This window comes from Nocardia neocaledoniensis (assembly GCF_003182135.1).
Lineage (GTDB): Bacteria > Actinomycetota > Actinomycetes > Mycobacteriales > Mycobacteriaceae > Nocardia > Nocardia neocaledoniensis.
Window position 1 is genome coordinate 230,091 of sequence record NZ_QGTL01000001.1, and the last position, 17,673, is coordinate 247,763.

Sequence of the window (17,673 nt, forward strand, 5' to 3'; positions counted from 1 at the left end):
GCGCGGGCCTCTAGGCGTCGTCGAGGAGCTCCGCGGTGACCGCCGACTCGGTATCGGGGATGCCCAGATCCTTCGCGCGCCGGTCGGCCATCGACAGCAGCCGCCGGATGCGACCGGCGACAGCGTCTTTCGTCATCGGCGGGTCGGCCAGCTGGCCGAGTTCCTCGAGCGAGGCCTGCCGGTGCTCCACGCGCAGCTTGCCCGCCGCGGCCAGATGGTCGGGCACGTCGTCGGCGAGGATCTCCAGCGCGCGCTCCACCCTGGCCGCCGCCGCGACGGCCGCCCGCGCCGAGCGGCGCAGGTTGGCGTCGTCGAAGTTGGCGAGCCGGTTGGCGGTGGCCCGCACCTCGCGGCGCATCCGGCGTTCCTCCCAGGTGAGCCTGGTGTCCTGCGCGCCCATCCGGGTGAGCAGCGCGCCGATGGCCTCGCCGTCACGGACGACCACGCGATCGGTGCCGCGGACTTCCCGCGCCTTGGCGGTGATGCCGAGCCGCCGCGCGGCGCCGACCAGCGCCAGGGCCGCCTCCGGTCCGGGGCAGCTCACCTCGAGCGCGGAGGACCGGCCCGGTTCGGTGAGCGAACCGTGCGCCAGAAACGCGCCACGCCAGGCCGCTTCGGCGTCGCCGATACTGCCGCCGACCACCTGCGCGGGCAGCCCGCGCACGGGGCGTCCGCGTACATCGAGCAACCCGGTCTGGCGGGCCAGCGCCTCACCCTCCTTGGACACCCGCACGACGTAGCGGGAGGTCTTGCGCAACCCGCCCGCGCCGAGCACGTGCACATCGGAGCCGTATCCATAGAGCTCGAAGATCTCCCGGCGCAACCGCCGCGCGATGGACCCCATGTCCACCTCGGCCTCGACGATCACCCGGCCCCCGACGATGTGCAGACCGCCAGCGAACCGCAGCAAGGCCGACAATTCCGCCTTACGCGAGCTGACCTGCGACACCACGAGCCTGCTCAGCTCGTCCTTCACCTCGGCTGTCATCGCCACGAGACGCGCTCCTTTCCCACCGACCCGGAACGCACATCCGATCCCGTGTGCCGTCCCTCGACTCGAAGCCCTGCCAGTTGCGGCCGCGGCTGCTGGATCAGCTGATCCAGTGCGGCGGCTAGTTTTCCGGGATGATGCCGATCCGTTCCCGGCTCGGCGACATCGCAGAACGTTACCCGTGCGCGCAACTGTTCGGCGGCTCTTGCCACATGTTCCCGTTGCCGCCCCTCGGGCACCGACGCCGAGTCGACGAGCACGTCGTCGACCGCGAAATCCGGTGCGTGCTGGGACAATACATGCAGATGACGTTCGGCGGAGAACCCGGCCGTCTCCCCCGGCTCCGCCGCCAGGTTCAACACGAGCACCTTGCGCGCCCTGGTGTGCACGAGCGCGTCGTGCAGGTGCGGCACCAGCACATGCGGAATGACGCTGGTGAACCACGAACCCGGGCCCAGCACAACGACATCCGCGTGCTCGATGGCCGAGGTGGCTTCGGGGCTGGCAGGCGGATCGGACGGAATCAGCCGCACCCGCCGGACCTTACCCGGCGTGGTCGCCACCGCAACCTGGCCGCGCACGCACCGGCCGATCCGCGGGTCCGACTCCAGCCCCGACACCTCGGCCTCGATGTCGAGGGGGATCGGCGACATGGGCAGCACCCGGCCGGTGATCCGCAGCAGCCTGCCCACCTCGTCCAGCGCGGCCACCGGGTCGCCGAGCACGTCGGTGAGCCCGGCCAGGATCAGGTTGCCGACCGAGTGACCGGCCAGCGCGCCCGTTCCGCCGAAGCGGTGCTGCACCGTGGTCGCCCACACGCCGTCGCCGTCCTCGGCGAGCGCGGCCAGCGCCATCCGCAGGTCGCCCGGCGGCAGCATGCCCAGCTCACCGCGCAGGCGGCCGGAGGACCCGCCGTCGTCGGCCACCGTCACGACCGCGGTGATCCGCCTGGTCAGCCTGCGCACCGCGGTCAGGGTCGCGTAGAGCCCGTGGCCGCCGCCCAGCGCGACGACGGCTGGATCGGCCTCCCAGCCACTCATTCGCGCCCCAGATCCCGGTGCACGACGCGGACGACGTCCACCGCCGCGTGCCCGGTATCGGCGCCGATGCGTTCACCGAGCGCCTCGGCGATCGCGACGCTGCGATGTTTGCCGCCGGTGCACCCCACTGCCACCGTCATGTATCGCTTCCCCTCTTGGCGGTATCCGGTCGTGGTCAGGTCGACGAGATGGTGGCAGGTCGACAGGTAGTCCTGCGCGCCCGGCCTCGACAACACGTAGTCGCTGACCACCGATTCCTGGCCCGTGTGCTCCCGCAGTTCGGGAATCCAGTGCGGGTTGGGCAGGAATCGCACATCCAACACCATGTCGGCGTCGAGTGGAACACCGTACTTGAAGCCGAAGGACTGCACGGTCAGTTGGAGTGCGGCGGGCGCGCCCGCGCCGTAGACCTCCTCCAGCTTGCGGTGCAGCTGATGGATCGAGAGCTCGGTGGTGTCGATGACGACATCGGCCGCCGCCTTCACCGCGGCCAGCCGGACCCGCTCGGCGGTCAGGCCCGCCGAGAGCGTGCCGTCGGGGCTGTCGCTCTGCAACGGGTGCCTGCGCCTGGCGAAGCCGAAGCGCCGGATCAGCACGTCGTCGGAGGCCTCGAGGAACAGTACGCGCGTGCGGATGCCCATGCCGCGCAGTTGCTCGGTGACGCCGGAGAGGTCACCGGTGAAGAACCGGCTGCGCACATCCATCACCAGGGCGAGCCGCCTGATCGGCGGGTCGGCCGCGGCGCCGAGTTCGATCATCCGCCCGATCAGCTCGGGCGGCAGGTTGTCGGTGACGTACCAGCCGAGATCCTCCAATACACGTGCGGCGGTACCGCGGCCCGCACCGGACAGACCGGTGACGATGACCACTTCCACTGGCTGCTGTGTGTCGGAGACCGACCCGGCCTTCCCGGGTGCCGCCCCCGCATTGTTGTTCGATTCGACGCGTGTCATGTCCTACCGGATCCGTTTCTGGGTGCCTTTCGATCATCCCGCACCGGTTCGGGTATCGGGCGCAGACACACAACGTACGGCACTCGCAATCTTGCGTCCTGTGATCCGCCCCGCCCCCACTACGGGCTGTTGAGTGCTTCGAGCACCGCCTTCGCCGTGGAGACGCCGATGCCGGGCACCGCGGTGATCTCGTCGACGGTCGCGTCTTTGATCCGGGCGACCGAGCCGAAATGGGTGACCAGCGCGGTGCGCCTTGCCTCACCGAGGCCGCGCACCGAGTCCAGCGCCGACGCCGTCATCCGGCGCGAGCGCTTGCTGCGATGGAAGGTGATGGCGAAGCGGTGCGCCTCGTCGCGCACGCGTTGCAGCAGGTACAGCGCCTCGCTGTTGCGGGGCATGATCACCGGGTCGGGTTCGCCTGGGACCCATACCTCTTCGAGGCGTTTGGCCAGCCCGATGACGGCGACGTCGGTGATGCCGAGCTCGTCGAGCACCTCGGCGGCCGCGGCGACCTGCGGCGCCCCGCCGTCGACCACGTAGAGATTCGGCGGGTAGGCGAAGCGGCGCGGTTTGCCGGTGGCGGGATCGACGCCGCGCCGCGAGCTCGGCTCGTCGGTCTCGTCGGGTTCGAGCTCGGCGACCTGCTGCCGGTCGCGGGCGAGGCGGGCGAAGCGGCGGCGCGTCACCTCGGCGATGCTGCCGACGTCGTCGGAGCGCCCGTCGCCCGCGGCCTCCTTGATGGCGTAGTGCCGGTAGTCGGATTTGCGGGCGAGGCCGTCCTCGAAGACCACCAGCGAGGCGACCACGTCGGTGCCCTGCACGTGGCTGATGTCGACGCACTCGATCCGCAGCGGCGCGCTGTCGAGGTCGAGGAAGTCCTGGATGTCCTGCAGCGCTTGTGATCTGGAGGTCAGGTCGCCCGCCCGCTTGAGCTTGTGCTGGGCCAGCGCCTCGCCCGCGTTGCGCTGCACCGTCTCGGCGAGCGCCTTCTTGTCGCCGCGCTGCGGCACCCGCAGCGAGACCGCCGAGCCGCGCAGTTCGCTCAGCCACTGCTGGATCTGGACGGCGTCGGCGGGCAGTTCGGGGACGAGCACCTCGCGCGGGACGACGATCACCTCGGCGTCGGCGTTCTGGTCGGCCATGGCGGCCTGCTCGCCGTAGAACTGCGTGAGGAACTGTTCGACCAGTGCGGCGAGTTCGGTGCCGGATTCGGCGACGTCGAGCGCGTCGCCGGACTTGTCGACCACCCAGCCGCGCTGGCCGCGGACCCGGCCGTCGCGGACGTGGAAGATCTGCACGGCCGCCTCCAATTCGTCGGTGGCGAAGGCGATCACGTCGGCGTCGGTGCCCGTGCCCAGCACGACCGCCTGCTTCTCCAGCGCGCGGCGCAGGGCCTGCACGTCGTCGCGCAGGCGTGCCGCGGTCTCGAAGTCGAGGTCCTCGGCGGCCTCGTGCATGCGCCGTTCGAGCGCGCGCACCATCTTGTCGGTCCGGCCGGAGAGGAAGTCGCAGAAGTCGTCGACGATCCGGCGGTGCTCGTCGGCGGTGACCCTGCCCACGCACGGCGCCGAGCACTTGTCGATGTAGCCGAGCAGGCAGGGCCGCCCGATCTGGTTGTGCCGCTTGAAGACTCCGTTGGAACACGTGCGCGCGGGGAACACGCGCAGCAGCAGGTCGAGGGTCTCGCGGATCGCCCACGCGTGCGCGTAGGGACCGAAGTAGCGCACGCCCTTTTTCCTGGCGCCGCGGTAGACGAACAGGCGCGGGTACTCCTCGTTCAGCGTGACCGCGAGCACCGGGTAGGTCTTGTCGTCGCGGTAGCGGACGTTGAACCGCGGATCGAATTCCTTGATCCAGTTGTACTCGAGCTGCAGCGCCTCGACCTCGGTGGAGACGACCGTCCACTCCACGCTGGCGGCCGTGGTCACCATCTGCTTGGTGCGCGGGTGCAGCGAGTACACGTCGGCGAAGTAGGAGTTCAGTCTGCTGCGCAGGCTCTTGGCCTTGCCGACGTAGACGACCTGCCCGTGCGCGTCCCGGAACTTGTACACACCGGGTTCGACGGGAATGGTGCCCGGCGCCGGCCGGTACGTCGCGGGATCTGCCACCTGTCCAGCCTATCGACCCGGTCCGACAGGCTCACCGACCCGACCGGACCGGCTGGTCCGCCCGTGTACCGTGAATGTCCGGATTCGTTCCGGAAAGGACCACCGTTGACCGACGCCACCGCCGCCCTGCCCACACCCCTCGACGACCGCTACGCCGACGAGGCGCCGCCGCCCGGCCTGATGCCCGGCACGGTCCGCGGCGCCCGGCTGATCGCGCTGGTCGCGACGCTGGTTGGGATGGTGCTGATCGTGCTCACGGTCGCGCTCGGGACGGACGGCTCGCTGGGCACCCTGGTCGCGGGTTACCTCCCCAGCCTCGCGCTGGCCCCGCTGTCGCTGCTGTTCGGGCGCGGCGGCGACCGGGTCAGGCAGGCGGCGGTCGCCCTCGCCGCGCTGGCCGCGCTGGTGTCGAGCACCGGCATCCTCACGGGCCTGCCGCCCGGCGCGGTCGGCATCGTCGCCAACGGCGCGATCCTCGCCCTGCTGCTGCGGCCCTCCGCGAAGGCCTGGTTCACCCGCGAGCGCTGACCTTCGGGAGTCAGCCGCCCACGGGGATCCCGTGGGCGGCGAGCGCGTCGATCAGCGCGCGCGGGCGATCGGCGGTCGGCAAGGGGTCGACGAGGGCGAAGCGGGCGCCGAGCAGCGTCGCGCCGCCGTCGGCCTCGGCGCTGTCACCGATCATCAGGACGCGCTCCGGCGCGACACCGAGGCGGTCGATGGCGTCGCGGAAGATCTCGGCGCTCGGCTTGATCGCGCCGACCTCGAAGGACAGCGTCATCGCGCCGATCAACTCCGTCCAGCCGTGCCGGGCGAAGGCGGGCCGGATGTCGAAGGCGATATTGCTGACGATCCCGATCGGAATCCCGTGGGCGGTCAGCGATTCCAGGGCCGTTCCGGTGTCGGGATACGGGGTCCACGCGAGGGGGTCGATCAGGCGTTCGTAGAGCCTGCCCGCCTGGTGGTCGGGAACCCCGGAGCCGCGCAGCACCTCGAGATACGCGTGCCGGTGCAGCGCCGGGTCGAGGTCACGGTGGTCCCAGGCGTGCTGGCCCGCCGCGTCGAAGGTCATGAACTGTTCCACCGGGGCGGTCATGCGCCGCAGCACTTCGGCTTTCGCGGCGACGTCGAACGGCGCGCCCGCCTCGTCGATCAGCTCGTCGGCCCAGGTCCGGTCGTCCTCGAGCCGGAAGACCGTGCCGGAGAAGTCGAACAGCACCGCGTCGATATCCATGTCGCCAGGGTAGCGAGCACCGCGCGGGCGACCCGGCGGAAATCGGTTCGGCCACCGAACATTCGCGCCGCCGTCACCGTCGCGCCGCCGCCTCGTGGTGGGGAAAAGGGCGGCCCGTCGGGCCGGGCGGGGTTACGCTGCCAGGATGACGCCAAGGCGACAGACGTGGATCGGGGCCGCGGCGGCCGGTCTGCTCACCATGGGACTGCTGACGGGCTGTTCGTCCGAGGACAACGCGGCCGCCGAGTGCACGAGCACACCGAACGGCACCCCCGTCTCGGCCGCACCCGCCACCGGCGCTCCGACCTCGCAGAACCTCAGCACCAACCCGGAGATCGCGTCGGGCTACCGCTCGGACATGACCGCGGTGCGCACCCGCACCTACGCCGTGTCCACCGCGAATCCGCTGGCCACCGAGGCCGCGTGTCGGGTGCTGCGCGAGGGCGGCACCGCGGCCGACGCGCTGGTCACCGCGCAGGCGGTGCTCGGCTTGGTCGAACCGCAGGCCTCCGGGATCGGCGGCGGCGCGTTCCTGGTGCACTACGACGCGAAGTCGCGCACCGTCGAGGCCTACGACGGCCGCGAGACTGCACCGGCCGCGGCCACCGAGAACTACCTGCGCTGGGTCAGCGACACCGACCGCACCGAGCCCGCGCCGAACACCCGTGCCAGCGGCCGCTCGATCGGCGTCCCCGGGGTGCTGCGGATGCTCGAACTCGCCCACCGCGAGCACGGCACGACCGCGTGGAAGGACCTGTTCGATCCCGCGATCGACCTGGCCGACGCCGGGTTCGAGATCAGCCCGCGCCTGGCCGGGCAGATCGCCGAGTCCGCGAAGGACCTCGCGGCCGACGAGGGCGCGCGCAGCTACTTCCTCGAGCCGGACGGCGCGCCCAAGAAGTCGGGCACCCTGCTGACCAACCCCGCGCTGGCGAAGACCCTGTCCGCCGTGGCCACCGACGGCGCGCAGGCCCTCTACACCGGCGCGATCGCGCAGGACATCGTCGAGGCCGCGGGCAGCACCGCGGGCGGGCGCACGCCGAGTCAGCTCACCACCACCGACCTGGCGAACTACCAGGCGATCAAGCGCACCGCGCTGTGCACCGGCTACCGCAAGTATGAGCTGTGCGGCATGCCCGCGCCGTCCTCGGGCGGCACCACGGTCGCCGCGACACTGGGCATCCTGGCCAATTTCGACCTCGCCGCGCTGCGTCCGCAGGAGCTCGACGCCAACGGCGGGCGCCCGGACGCGCAGGCCGTCCACCTGATCTCGGAGGCCGAGCGGCTCGCCTACGCCGACCGCAACAAGTACGTCGCCGACCCGGATTTCGTTCCGCTGCCCGGTAATTCGGCCCTGTCCCTGGTTCATCCGCAGTACCTGAAGCAGCGTTCCACGCTGATCGACCCGCAGCGCAGCATGGGCACCGCCAAGCCCGGCGATCTCGGTCCGGTGCCGCTGGGCAACGGCCCGCAGCCGCCCGAGCACGGCACCAGCCACATCTCGGTGGTCGACAAGTACGGCAATGCCGCGGCGATGACCACGACGGTCGAGTCGGCGTTCGGTTCGTTCCACTTCGTCGACGGGTTCCTGCTGAACAATCAGCTCACCGACTTCGCGAGCGACCCGCTCGACCCGGACGGCACCCCGGTCGCCAACCGCCTGCAGCCGGGCAAGCGGCCCCGCAGCTCCATGGCGCCGACGCTGGTCTTCGATCGCAACGACGCGGGCGATCGCGGCGACCTGGCCCTCGTCACCGGCTCCCCCGGCGGCTCGGTGATCATCCAGTTCGTGGTGAAGACCCTGGTCAACGTCCTCGACTGGGGCGTCGATCCGCAGCAGGCGGTCTCCGGTGTGGCCTTCGGCGCCGGCAACACGCCGGTCACCGGCATCGGCGGCGAGCATCCGGCCATCGACGCCACCGACAACGGCGATCACGATCCCCTCGTGCAACGGCTGCGCGCCATGGGCCACCAGGTGTCGGTGGCACCGCAGACCAGCGGCCTGAGCGCCCTGCAGCGTGACGGCACCGACGGCTGGACCGGCGGCGCCGATCCCCGCCGCGAAGGCGCGGTCCTGGGCGACACCCGCTAGCTCGCGCGGCACCGGGCCGGTGTTCGACCGGCCCGGTTCAGTCCTCGGTGGCCGAGTAGCGGGCGCCGAGTTCGCGCAAGCGCTCGATGGCGTCGGCGGCGTACGCCTTGTCGTTGGAGCGGATCGCCAGCATCGGGACGTAGTCGTCGTCGGCCAGCTCGAGGCGGGCCCAGGACTTCCGGTCGGGGAACGAGGCGCCCCGGATGTAGGCCCACGGGTATTCGTGGTCGCCGAGGATGTTGCGGACGGAGACGCCACGGGCGCCCGCGCGGACCCGGGGCCGGGTCAGCAACAGAACCGCGCCCGCGCCGATCACGCCGATCAGGACCATCGCGATCTGGTCGGCGAACCGGAAGTTCACGCCCGTCGACCCGGTACGCAGCAGGATCCCGCCCGCGGTGAAGAAGACCAGGATGACGATCGCCACCACGACGGCGGTGCGGACCGCCCGGCGGGGCCGCACCTCCAGCTCCCACTCCGCACCGGGTTCGGGAGCGCCCGCGCCGCGTCGCCAGGTCCGTACCACCGGCACGGTCACGCCGATCGCAGCGCGCGCAGGGTGAGCGCGGCGTCGAGGGCGGCGGCGCACGCCTGCTCGCCCTTGTTCTCGGCCGAACCGGGCAGCCCGGCCCGATCGCGCGCCTGTTCCTCGTCGTTGGTGGTGAGCACACCGTTGGTGACCGGGGTGGCCGCGTCCAGCGACACCCGGGTCAGCCCCGCGGTCACCGCGTCACACACGTACTCGAAATGCGGTGTGCCACCGCGGATCACGACGCCGAGCGCGACGACGGCGTCGTGCGTGCGGGCCAGCTCCTGGGCGACCACCGGCAGCTCCATGGCGCCGGCGCAGCGCACCACGGTGATGTGCTCGACGCCGGCTTCCTTCGCGACCCGTTCCGCGTTGGCGACCAGGGTGTCGCAGATCTCGGTGTGCCAGCGCGAGGCGACGATGCCGAGCCGGACGTCTGTGGCCTGTGCCAGCGCGAAGGACGGGACACCCGTGCCGCTCATCGTTGCTACCTTTCGGAAGTGGTGGTCACTGCGCGGTTTCGCCGAGGTCCAGATCGTCGAGGCCGACCAGGTCGTGCCCCATCCGGTCCCGCTTGGTGCGCAGGTAGTGCAGGTTCTCGGCATTGGCGCGCAACGGCATCGGCACCCGCTCGGTGATCCGCAGACCGTAGCCGTCGAGCCCGACCCGCTTGGCCGGGTTGTTGGTGAGCAGCCGCATCGAACGGATGCCCAGGTCGACCAGGATCTGCGCGCCGGTGCCGTAGTCGCGGGCGTCGGCGGGCAGGCCGAGGTCGAGGTTGGCGTCGACGGTGTCGCGGCCGGTGTCCTGCAGCTGGTAGGCCTGCAGCTTGTGCATCAGGCCGATGCCGCGGCCCTCGTGCCCGCGCATGTACAGCACGACACCGCGACCCTCCTGGTCAACCATCTCCAGCGCGGCGTCCAGCTGGGGGCCGCAGTCGCAGCGCAGCGAACCGAAGACATCGCCGGTGAGGCATTCGGAGTGCACGCGCACCAGCACGTCCTCGCCGTCGGCGATGTCGCCGCGGACCAGCGCCACGTGCTCGGCCTCGTCGAAGATGCTCTGGTAGCCGACGGCCTTGAAGTCGCCGTGCGCGGTCGGGATGCGCGCCTCGGCCACCCGCACGACGTGCTTCTCGTGCTTGCGCCGCCAGGCGATCATGTCGGCGATCGAGATCATCGCCAGATCGTGCTCGTCGGCGAAGACGCGCAGCTCGTCGGTGCGGGCCATGTGCCCGTCGTCCTTCTGGCTGACGATCTCGCAGATCACGCCCGCCGGACGCAGCCCCGCCATCCTGGCCAGGTCGACCGCGGCCTCGGTGTGACCGGGCCTGCGCAGCACGCCGCCGTCCTTGGCGCGCAGCGGCACCACGTGGCCGGGCCTGGTGAAGTCGTCGGCCTTGGCCTGGGCGCTGGCCAGCAGGCGCATGGTCACCGCGCGGTCCGCGCCGGAGATACCGGTGGTGATGCCCTCGCGGGCGTCGACCGAGACCGTGTAGGCGGTGCCGTGCTTGTCCTGGTTCATCGCGTAGGCGGGCGGCAGCCCGAGGCGGTCGCAGTCGTCGCCGGTCAGCGGCACGCAGATGTAGCCGGAGGTGTAGCGGATCATGAACGCGACCAGCTCCGGGGTGGCCTTCTCGGCCGCGAAGATGAGATCGCCCTCGTTCTCCCGGTCCTCGTCGTCGACGACGACGACAGCCTTACCGGCCGCGATATCGGCGACCGCGCGCTCGATGCTGTCCAACCTGGTCACGTCTGCTTGCTCCGTATTCTTGGCGGCTGACGCCGCGGGTTGCCGGGGATGGCACTGGCTACCACATTACGGCCTGCGATCGGGGGTTCCGGCGACCGCATCCCGTCTGCTGGGTCACCCGCGCTGCGCGAGTCGCTCCACGTACTTGGCGATCACGTCGACCTCGAGATTCACCGTGGTGCCGACCGGCGCGGTGCCCAGGACGGTGAGCGCGAGGGTGGTCGGGATCAGCGAGACCTCGAACCAGTCCGTGGCGCCGTCGGCGGCGGGCTCGGCGTCGCGGCCGAGGCCCGAGACGGTGAGCGAGACGCCGTCGACGGTGATCGAGCCCTTCTCCACCACATAGCGCGCGATCGCGTCGGGCAGCGAGATCCGCACGACCTCCCAGTTCTCCGACGGCGTGCGGGCGAGCACGGTGCCGGTGCCGTCGACGTGTCCCTGCACGAGGTGACCGCCCAGCCTGCTGTTGAGCGCGGCCGCGCGTTCGAGGTTGACCCGGGAGCCGACGGTCAGCGCGCCGATGCTCGACCGGTTCAGGGTCTCGGCCATCACGTCGACGGTGAAACTGTCGCCGTCGACGACGTCGACCACGGTGAGGCAGACCCCGTTGACGGCGATCGAATCACCGTGCCCGGCATCGGAAGTCACCAGCTTGCCGCGGATCGTCAACCGGGCGGCGTCGGTCAGCTGTTCGGTGGCGACGATCTCGCCCAGCTCTTCGACGATCCCTGTGAACATGCCTGACTCCCTTGTCGCTTCCTGTACCCCGATGGGCCAACAGCGGGTGCGCGGCCGCTATTCCCGGCGGTACCCGTTCGCCGCACAGCCTAGTGGCGGGCACTGTGCGGACCATCGACTCGGGGTCGGATCCGACCGTGGGCACGAAGACCTCGCCGAAAAGAGCGACGCGTCATCGATTCGGCGGTGAAAGCAGGTCGGCACGACTGAACACCGCCGTTAATCAATCCGGCGGTAATCGTTCAATCGAATTTTCGAAGAACCGGTCGCGGTCATTCCGACGGCGGTCCTATCCTTGCTTTACCCAGGAATGCCGAACTCGCAAACACGATGATTCGAATGCTTGCGCCGATCCCGCCATTGACGCAATATTGTTATGTCGCCGATTCCCGCCGTTCAACTGCTTACCCGGCCGGTGCGGCGGCGCATCCGACCCGCGGCGATGCCGCCACGGGGAGTTCGACCCAGGGCTAGTCCACCACTCCAGGAAGACAGACAACTGTGGGTCACAACAAGTTCGCTACGTGTGGGGGTGCCGTGTGAGCACATTATTGGATTCCGCGCTGGAAATTCGTTGCGTGCGTTATCGGCGGGAACTCCACCTGCCCGCGACGATCGAGCCGGACTCGCGCCGCATTCTGCTGCAGATCGGCGCGCACTACGGCGCGGTCACCATGCCGGGTGATCTCGGCGAGCGGGTGCAGGCCCGGTTGCGCGAGGCCGCGATCGCGGGTCCGGTCGTCGCGCATCCGAGGGCCAGGCGCTGGACCTTCCTCACCGGCCCGTGCCGCCCCGACACGCTCACCACCACCGCCTCGGCCGAACTGTTCCGGCTCTACGCGACGGTCGCGTGCCACGGCAGCCAGATCGTGCTGCCCTCCCCCGACGACGAGCGCACCGGGTACCGCACCTGGGTGCAGGCGCCGGAGGCGGCCGACAACCGGCCGCCACTGCACGCCGTGATCGAGGCGGCGCGGGCGCTGGGCACCCGCAAACTCCGCTCCCTGTAACCGAATTCGCCGTTTACGGCTGCCAGACGGCAGTCGCCATGCTGCGCAGCGTCTGCACGGCGGCCCCGGGATCGGCGGTGTTGTAGACCGCCGATCCCGCGACGAAGCAATCGATACCCGCCGCGGCGGCCTGCTCGATGGTGTCGGTGTTGATGCCGCCGTCGATCTCCACGACGAGCCGCAATTCCCCCGCGTCGACCAGATTGCGCACGATCCGCGCCTTCTCCAGCACCTCGGGAATGAACGACTGGCCGCCGAAGCCGGGCTCGACGCTCATCACCAGCAGGGTGTCGAATTCGCGCAGGATCTCCAGGTACGGCTCGATCGGCGTCTTCGGCTTCACCGACAGTCCCGCCTTGCCGCCCGCGGCGCGGATGTCACGGGCCACCGCGATCGGGTCGTCGGTCGCCTCGGCGTGGAAGGTGACGTTGTAGGCGCCGGCCTCGGCGTAGCCCGGCGCCCAGCGGCCCGGATCGTCGATCATCAGGTGGCAGTCGAACGGGATGTCGGTGGCCTTCAGCAGGCTCTGCACCACGGGCAGGCCCAGTGTGAGGTTCGGCACGAAATGGCCGTCCATGACATCGACGTGGAGCCAGTCGCATCCTTCGACGGCGGCCGCCTCAGCGGCCAGGTTCGCGAAGTCCGCGGACAGGATGGACGGGGCGATCATCGGCTTCGCCGGGCGGGAGAACGTCGGTGTGGACACAGCGCGCAAGTGTAGCGACCAAATGGTGATTGCCCCGGGGGGATGTGGGTAGCCTGCATAGGGTGACCAATATTTCGGCGGAACAAGGGCTGTTCAGTGCCCCGGTGGAGATTCGCGTAGCAGCTTCGCTCAACCAGCTGCCCATCCTGCGCGGCCTGGCCGAAACCCTGGTCCTGCTCAGCGATTTCACCCTCGACGAGGTCGCCGACGTGCGCCTGGCGGTGGACGAGGTCTGCTCGACGCTGATCGCGATCGCGGCCCCGGATTCGCAGCTCACCTGCGAATTCCTCGTCGGCGACACCGAACTGCTGGTGCGGGTCGACGGTGTCGCGGGCACGGAGGGCATGCCGGACCAGCGCAGCTTCGGCTGGCATGTGCTGCGCACGCTCAGCGACGAGGTGAGCGCCGACCAGCAGGGCTACGACGCGGCCGTGGCCGGATATCCGACGACGGTCCGATTCCGTCGGGTCCGGGGGAAGGCGTAGTGCGCGGCGAGGACACCACCGAAGAGCACGCGCCCGACCAGGACAGCAGCACCGACACCGAGACCACCGCGGACAAGCCCGCCGAGCCGGAGAACCCGGTGGAGGCGGAGACCGAGGACGACGAGACCGAGGAGCCGGTCTCCGGATACGACGATGTGAGCGCGCTGTTCGAGCGTCTCGCCGCGACCGAACCCGGCAGTGCCGAGCACGCGATCGCCAGGGACGCGCTGATCAACCGCTGCATCCCGCTGGCCGATCACATCGCCAGGAAGTTCAGCGGGCGCGGCGAACCGTTCGACGATCTGTCGCAGGTGGCGCGGGTCGGCCTGGTGCACGCGGTGGACCGGTTCGATCTCAGTCGCGGCTCGAACTTCCTGTCCTTCGCGGTGCCGACGATCATGGGCGAGGTCCGGCGCTACTTCCGCGACAACACCTGGGCGATGCGGGTGCCGCGGCGAGTCAAGGAGACCCATCTTCGCATCGGCGCGGCGGTCGACCAGCTCTCGCAGCGGCTCGGCCGTTCCCCCACGGCCAAGGAGATCGCGGCCGAACTCGATGTCGACCCCGACGAGGTGACCCAGGCGGTCATCGCGGGCAACGCCTATCAGCCCACCTCGATCGACGCCGCCTCGGTCGGTCGCGACAGCGACGCCTCCCTGCTGGACACCCTGGGTGAGGAGGAATCGCAGTTCGACCGGGTCGAGGAGTACATCGCGGTGCGCCCGCTGCTCGCGGGCCTGCCCGAGCGCGAGCGGCGCATCCTGACCATGCGGTTCTTCGAGTCCATGACGCAGACCCAGATCGCGTCCCAGCTCGGCATCTCGCAGATGCACGTGTCGCGCATCCTCGCGAAAACCCTTGCGCGTCTGCGCGAATTGTCCGAACGGGACTGACGGCCGCGCCGCGGGACAACGGCGTCCCTACGCGCCCTGCCGCTCCCGCCGCAACCGGGCCGGAGCACGCAGCCACCATGCCGCGTCGACGAGTTCGGCCAGCTGATCCGGGTCGACGACCGCGAGATCGATCAGGATGAACGGATGCCCGTCGTAGTGCGGGGTCGTGTAGAACGCCGGATCGCCGGAGGCCAGCAGGGCTTCCTTCTCCGGGATCTCACACAGCAGCGCAAGCCCGCCTTCCGCCTCGTCGCGAAGTCGCGCGAATCCCTTGCCGCCGACTTTCAGCCCGGGTGAGCGCCACCAGGTTCCCTCCGCGACGCCCGGCAACGCCGTCGCCACGCCCACCACCTGTTCCCATGTCATCGCCATGGATCGATTCTGCGCTCGCGCGACGACCCCGCGCTTGGACGAATGTCGCGCCGACATGTCGGGAAAAGTTGACATGTCGGAACTATCCGACGCATAGTGGTGAGCGTGGTAGCAGTCGATGTCTTCAGCGCCCTGGCCAACCCCGTCCGGCGTCAGCTGCTCGAAGCGCTGCGGGAAGGCCCGCGCGCGGCGGGCGACCTGGCCGGTCGATTCGCGTTGAGCAGACCCGCGGTGTCCGAGCATCTGGCAGTGCTGCGGCATGCCGGGCTCGTGCGCGAGGAGCCGCGGGGGCGGCACCGGTACTACCACCTCGACGCGGACCCACTCGCCGAGGTCGGCGCGTGGCTGCACCCGTTCGAGCACTACTGGCGCGCCCGGATGGGCGCGCTGCGCGACCTACTCGACGAGGAGAATCCATGACGACCACCGAACCGAGCGTCATCCGCTGCGATCAGTTCCTCGGGCATCCGCCCGCGGCCGTCTGGCGGGCACTGACCGAACCCGAGCTGCACGCGAAGTGGTGGGCCGCCGGGGACGTCCGCCCCGTGGTCGGCCACCGGTTCACCCTGGACATGGGGAAATGGGGCGCCCAGGAGTGCGAGGTCCTCGAGGTCGAACCGGAGCGACTGCTGCGCTACAGCTTCGCGCCCGGTTCGCTCGGCACCACGATCACCTGGGAGCTGCGTCCCGAGGGCACCGGTACCCGGTTGCTGCTCGAGCACGCCGGCTTCGATCTCGATTCGCCGCTGGGGAAGGCGGCGTTCGAGGGGATGGGGCGCGGGTGGCCGGGGCTGCTGCGCCGGATCGACGGCGCGCTCACCGGAGTGTGAGGCGCTCTGCCGTGCTCGCATCGATCCATCCGAGCACGGCGGGGCGCACACCGTGAGAGTCGTTGCCGGAGAGAAACTTTCACGGCCTCTCCTCGGCGTCGCGCGACCACCGGGCCGCCGACTGCGGACCCGGCCGCCGGCGGGCCCAGGCCACCCGCGATCACGTCCCGTCAGTCGAGCGGTTTGCGCAGCGCCGCGATGAACATGGCGTCGGTGCCGTGTCGGTGCGGCCACAGCTGCGCCGACGGTCCGTCACCGAGTTCGGTGACGCCCGGCAGGCATTCCCTGGTGTCGAGCTGTTCGGCGCCGGAGCGGCGGACGAAATCACCGACGACGCCCAGGGTTTCGGACAGGTGCGGTGAGCACGTGGAGTACACGACCACACCACCGGGGCGCAGCAGATCCCAGGCGGCGCCGAGGAGTTCGCGCTGCAAGGTGACCAGTTCCGGAACATCGGCCGGGGTCCGCCGCCAGCGCGCCTCGGGGCGACGGCGCAGAGCGCCGAGGCCGGTACACGGCGCGTCGACGAGAATGCGGTCGTAGCCAGGGGTCAGACCGCTGTCACGGCCGTCGGCGACGTGCACGGTGACCGGCAGGTCCCTGGTCGACTTGCGGACCAGCTCGGCCCGGTGCTCGGCCGGTTCCACGGCGTCGACGGTGAACAGGTCGATCGCGGCGAGCGCGCCGAGCAGCGCGGCCTTGCCGCCGGGCCCGGCACACAGGTCCAGCCATCGCCCCTGGTCGGGGCCGTGCAGCGGGGCCCGGCTGAGCGCGAGGGCCACCAGCTGGCTGCCCTCGTCCTGCACGGCGGCGATGCCCTCACGGACCGGCTCCAGCTGACCCGGGTCGCCGCCGTCGAGGTACACGGCATACGGCGACCAGCGACCTTCCTCGCCGCCGGTGACCAGGGCCAGTTCCTCGGCGGTGATCTCGCCGGGCCGCGCGACCAGGTGCACGAGCGGGCGTGCGTCGTCGGCGGCGAGGAGGTCGGCCAGTTCCCCGGCGCGGGCGCCGAGCGCGTCGGCGAAGGCCTGGGCGATCCAGGTCGGGTGCGCGTACTCGAAGGCGAGGGCGCCGACCGGGTCGGGGGGCGCCAGTTCGGCGACCCACTGGTCGGCCGTCTTCTCCCCCGCGCGCCGCAGCACCGCGTTGACGAAACCCGCACGCCCCTGGCCGAATTCGGACCTGGCCAGGTCGACCGAGGTGTCCACGGCAGCGTGCGCGCCGATCCGGGTCCGCAGCAGCTGGTAGACGCCGAGCCGCAGGATGTCGAGGATCGGCCCGTCGATGTCGGTGACCGGGCGGCCCGCGCAGGCCGCGATCACCGCGTCGAGCTGGCCGAGCGAACGGCACGCGCCATAGGTGAGTTCGGTCGCGAACGCCGCGTCGCGCCCGCTGATCTTGCGCTCGCGCAACAACTTCGGCAGCACCAGGTTTGCGTAGGCCTCCCGGTCCCGCACCGCGCGCAACACATCGAGGGCCACCTCACGCGCCGGATCCACCGGCTCCCCGCGCCGCTTGCGCGGACTGGGCACACTCGGATCGGCCCGCTCGCCCCGCCGCCCGCCGCCGGCCCGCGCACCACCCTGGGTATCGCGCCCGGCCCCCGCACCCGCGCGAGAACCACCACGCGAATCCCCTGCACGCGCATCACGTTCCGCGCCGGATCGGCCGTGCCCACCCGAGCGCGCGCCACCGGAACGACCATCACGCCGATCCACGCCGCCGGCCGAATTACCGCGTCCACCGCTCGAACGCCGCGCGCCGCCGTCGCCGGATCGCTCCCCCATGCCGCCGCCGGAACGATCGTCGCGCCGACCCACACCGCCCGCGCCGACCGCTGAGCCACCCCGGGCACCACCCGAACGACGCTCACCGCCGCCGCCGAAACGGCGCTCACCGGCGTCGGCCCGACCACCGGAACGGCGGTCCTCGATGCCGCC

General features: G+C 70.8%; 19 protein-coding genes. 7 read left to right on the forward strand and 12 right to left on the reverse strand.

Translation table 11 applies throughout. The annotated features are described in order from the left end of the window. Nucleotides 1-10 precede the first annotated feature (10 nt). From whiA to uvrC, 4 genes are all read right to left on the reverse strand, one after another. Nucleotides 11-994, reverse strand: coding sequence for a DNA-binding protein WhiA (gene whiA / locus DFR69_RS01075; protein WP_110035509.1), 984 nt, complete (start codon nt 992-994; stop codon nt 11-13). Further along, nucleotides 985-2,031 (reverse strand): gluconeogenesis factor YvcK family protein, encoded by a 1,047-nt coding sequence (locus DFR69_RS01080; protein WP_110035510.1) that lies wholly within the window; start codon nt 2,029-2,031, stop codon nt 985-987. Before DFR69_RS01080 ends, whiA begins: the two co-directional genes overlap by 10 nt. After that, nucleotides 2,028-2,984, reverse strand: coding sequence for an RNase adapter RapZ (rapZ, locus tag DFR69_RS01085; protein ID WP_244198021.1), 957 nt, complete (start codon nt 2,982-2,984; stop codon nt 2,028-2,030). The genes DFR69_RS01080 and rapZ overlap by 4 nt, the downstream gene beginning before the upstream one ends. Nucleotides 2,985-3,103: 119 nt before the next feature. Further along, nucleotides 3,104-5,092, reverse strand: coding sequence for an excinuclease ABC subunit UvrC (gene uvrC, locus DFR69_RS01090; RefSeq protein ID WP_110035511.1), 1,989 nt, complete (start codon nt 5,090-5,092; stop codon nt 3,104-3,106). Nucleotides 5,093-5,197: 105 nt separating this feature from the next. Between uvrC and DFR69_RS01095 the strand changes: the two genes are divergently transcribed. Next, on the forward strand, nt 5,198-5,620 hold the full coding sequence (locus DFR69_RS01095; protein ID WP_110035512.1) for a hypothetical protein: 423 nt from the start codon (nt 5,198-5,200) through the stop codon (nt 5,618-5,620). 10 nt (nt 5,621-5,630) lie between these two features. Here DFR69_RS01095 and DFR69_RS01100 read toward each other — a convergent pair whose 3' ends face one another. Beyond that, entirely contained in the window at nt 5,631-6,323 is a 693-nt protein-coding gene (locus DFR69_RS01100) for an HAD family hydrolase (protein ID WP_110035513.1), read from the reverse strand. Nucleotides 6,324-6,468: 145 nt separating this feature from the next. On the opposite strand from DFR69_RS01100, the gene ggt reads away from it, so the two are divergent. Then, nucleotides 6,469-8,415, forward strand: coding sequence for a gamma-glutamyltransferase (gene ggt / locus DFR69_RS01105; protein ID WP_110035514.1), 1,947 nt, complete (start codon nt 6,469-6,471; stop codon nt 8,413-8,415). Between the two features lie 37 nt (nt 8,416-8,452). On the opposite strand, the gene DFR69_RS01110 is transcribed toward ggt, so the two are convergent. The 4 genes from DFR69_RS01110 to DFR69_RS01125 form a co-directional block, all read right to left on the reverse strand. Then, complete coding sequence (locus DFR69_RS01110; protein ID WP_167456145.1) at nt 8,453-8,947, reverse strand: PH domain-containing protein; 495 nt, start codon at nt 8,945-8,947, stop codon at nt 8,453-8,455. A 2-nt stretch (nt 8,948-8,949) separates the two neighbouring features. Then, nucleotides 8,950-9,426 (reverse strand): 6,7-dimethyl-8-ribityllumazine synthase, encoded by a 477-nt coding sequence (ribH, locus tag DFR69_RS01115; RefSeq protein ID WP_110035516.1) that lies wholly within the window; start codon nt 9,424-9,426, stop codon nt 8,950-8,952. Between the two features lie 25 nt (nt 9,427-9,451). After that, nucleotides 9,452-10,696: a bifunctional 3,4-dihydroxy-2-butanone-4-phosphate synthase/GTP cyclohydrolase II gene (locus DFR69_RS01120; RefSeq protein ID WP_110035517.1), complete on the reverse strand. Its 1,245-nt coding sequence runs from the start codon at nt 10,694-10,696 to the stop codon at nt 9,452-9,454. 114 nt (nt 10,697-10,810) lie between these two features. After that, nucleotides 10,811-11,434, reverse strand: coding sequence for a riboflavin synthase (locus DFR69_RS01125; RefSeq protein ID WP_110035518.1), 624 nt, complete (start codon nt 11,432-11,434; stop codon nt 10,811-10,813). 578 nt (nt 11,435-12,012) lie between these two features. On the opposite strand from DFR69_RS01125, the gene DFR69_RS01130 reads away from it, so the two are divergent. Next, entirely contained in the window at nt 12,013-12,444 is a 432-nt protein-coding gene (locus DFR69_RS01130; protein WP_232999565.1) for a hypothetical protein, read from the forward strand. Nucleotides 12,445-12,457: 13 nt separating this feature from the next. On the opposite strand, the gene rpe is transcribed toward DFR69_RS01130, so the two are convergent. Then, nucleotides 12,458-13,114, reverse strand: coding sequence for a ribulose-phosphate 3-epimerase (rpe, locus tag DFR69_RS01135; protein WP_110035520.1), 657 nt, complete (start codon nt 13,112-13,114; stop codon nt 12,458-12,460). Between the two features lie 98 nt (nt 13,115-13,212). Between rpe and DFR69_RS01140 the strand changes: the two genes are divergently transcribed. Together DFR69_RS01140 and DFR69_RS01145 are read left to right on the forward strand one after the other, a co-directional pair. Continuing rightward, nucleotides 13,213-13,635, forward strand: a complete 423-nt coding sequence (locus DFR69_RS01140) for an ATP-binding protein (RefSeq protein ID WP_110035521.1) — start codon at nt 13,213-13,215, stop codon at nt 13,633-13,635. Then, nucleotides 13,635-14,528: an RNA polymerase sigma factor SigF gene (locus DFR69_RS01145; protein WP_110035522.1), complete on the forward strand. Its 894-nt coding sequence runs from the start codon at nt 13,635-13,637 to the stop codon at nt 14,526-14,528. Before DFR69_RS01140 ends, DFR69_RS01145 begins: the two co-directional genes overlap by 1 nt. A 27-nt stretch (nt 14,529-14,555) precedes the next feature. On the opposite strand, the gene DFR69_RS01150 is transcribed toward DFR69_RS01145, so the two are convergent. After that, the gene (locus DFR69_RS01150; protein WP_110035523.1) at nt 14,556-14,900 is read right to left on the reverse strand and encodes an MmcQ/YjbR family DNA-binding protein; all 345 of its coding nucleotides are present in this window, start codon (nt 14,898-14,900) and stop codon (nt 14,556-14,558) included. Nucleotides 14,901-14,996: 96 nt separating this feature from the next. Here DFR69_RS01150 and DFR69_RS01155 point away from each other — a divergent pair, with 96 nt between their 5' ends. Both DFR69_RS01155 and DFR69_RS01160 read left to right on the forward strand, forming a co-directional pair. Next, nucleotides 14,997-15,320, forward strand: coding sequence for an ArsR/SmtB family transcription factor (locus DFR69_RS01155; protein ID WP_208643883.1), 324 nt, complete (start codon nt 14,997-14,999; stop codon nt 15,318-15,320). Continuing rightward, a complete protein-coding gene (locus DFR69_RS01160) occupies nt 15,317-15,730 on the forward strand; it encodes an SRPBCC family protein (protein ID WP_110035524.1) in 414 nt (137 codons plus the stop codon). Before DFR69_RS01155 ends, DFR69_RS01160 begins: the two co-directional genes overlap by 4 nt. A 170-nt stretch (nt 15,731-15,900) precedes the next feature. On the opposite strand, the gene DFR69_RS01165 is transcribed toward DFR69_RS01160, so the two are convergent. Continuing rightward, a complete protein-coding gene (locus tag DFR69_RS01165) occupies nt 15,901-17,451 on the reverse strand; it encodes an RsmB/NOP family class I SAM-dependent RNA methyltransferase (protein WP_373867016.1) in 1,551 nt (516 codons plus the stop codon). Nucleotides 17,452-17,673: the final 222 nt, after the last annotated feature.

Coding starts and splice junctions, on each gene's coding strand:
- DFR69_RS01080 (WP_110035510.1), bottom strand. CDS start 2,031: ATGAGTGGCTGGGAGGCCGATCCAGCCGTCGTCGCGCTGGGCGGCGGC.
- rapZ (WP_244198021.1), bottom strand. CDS start 2,984: ATGACACGCGTCGAATCGAACAACAATGCGGGGGCGGCACCCGGGAAG.
- DFR69_RS01100 (WP_110035513.1), bottom strand. CDS start 6,323: ATGGATATCGACGCGGTGCTGTTCGACTTCTCCGGCACGGTCTTCCGG.
- ggt (WP_110035514.1), top strand. CDS start 6,469: ATGACGCCAAGGCGACAGACGTGGATCGGGGCCGCGGCGGCCGGTCTG.
- ribH (WP_110035516.1), bottom strand. CDS start 9,426: ATGAGCGGCACGGGTGTCCCGTCCTTCGCGCTGGCACAGGCCACAGAC.
- DFR69_RS01125 (WP_110035518.1), bottom strand. CDS start 11,434: ATGTTCACAGGGATCGTCGAAGAGCTGGGCGAGATCGTCGCCACCGAA.
- rpe (WP_110035520.1), bottom strand. CDS start 13,114: ATGATCGCCCCGTCCATCCTGTCCGCGGACTTCGCGAACCTGGCCGCT.
- DFR69_RS01150 (WP_110035523.1), bottom strand. CDS start 14,900: ATGGCGATGACATGGGAACAGGTGGTGGGCGTGGCGACGGCGTTGCCG.
- DFR69_RS01160 (WP_110035524.1), top strand. CDS start 15,317: ATGACGACCACCGAACCGAGCGTCATCCGCTGCGATCAGTTCCTCGGG.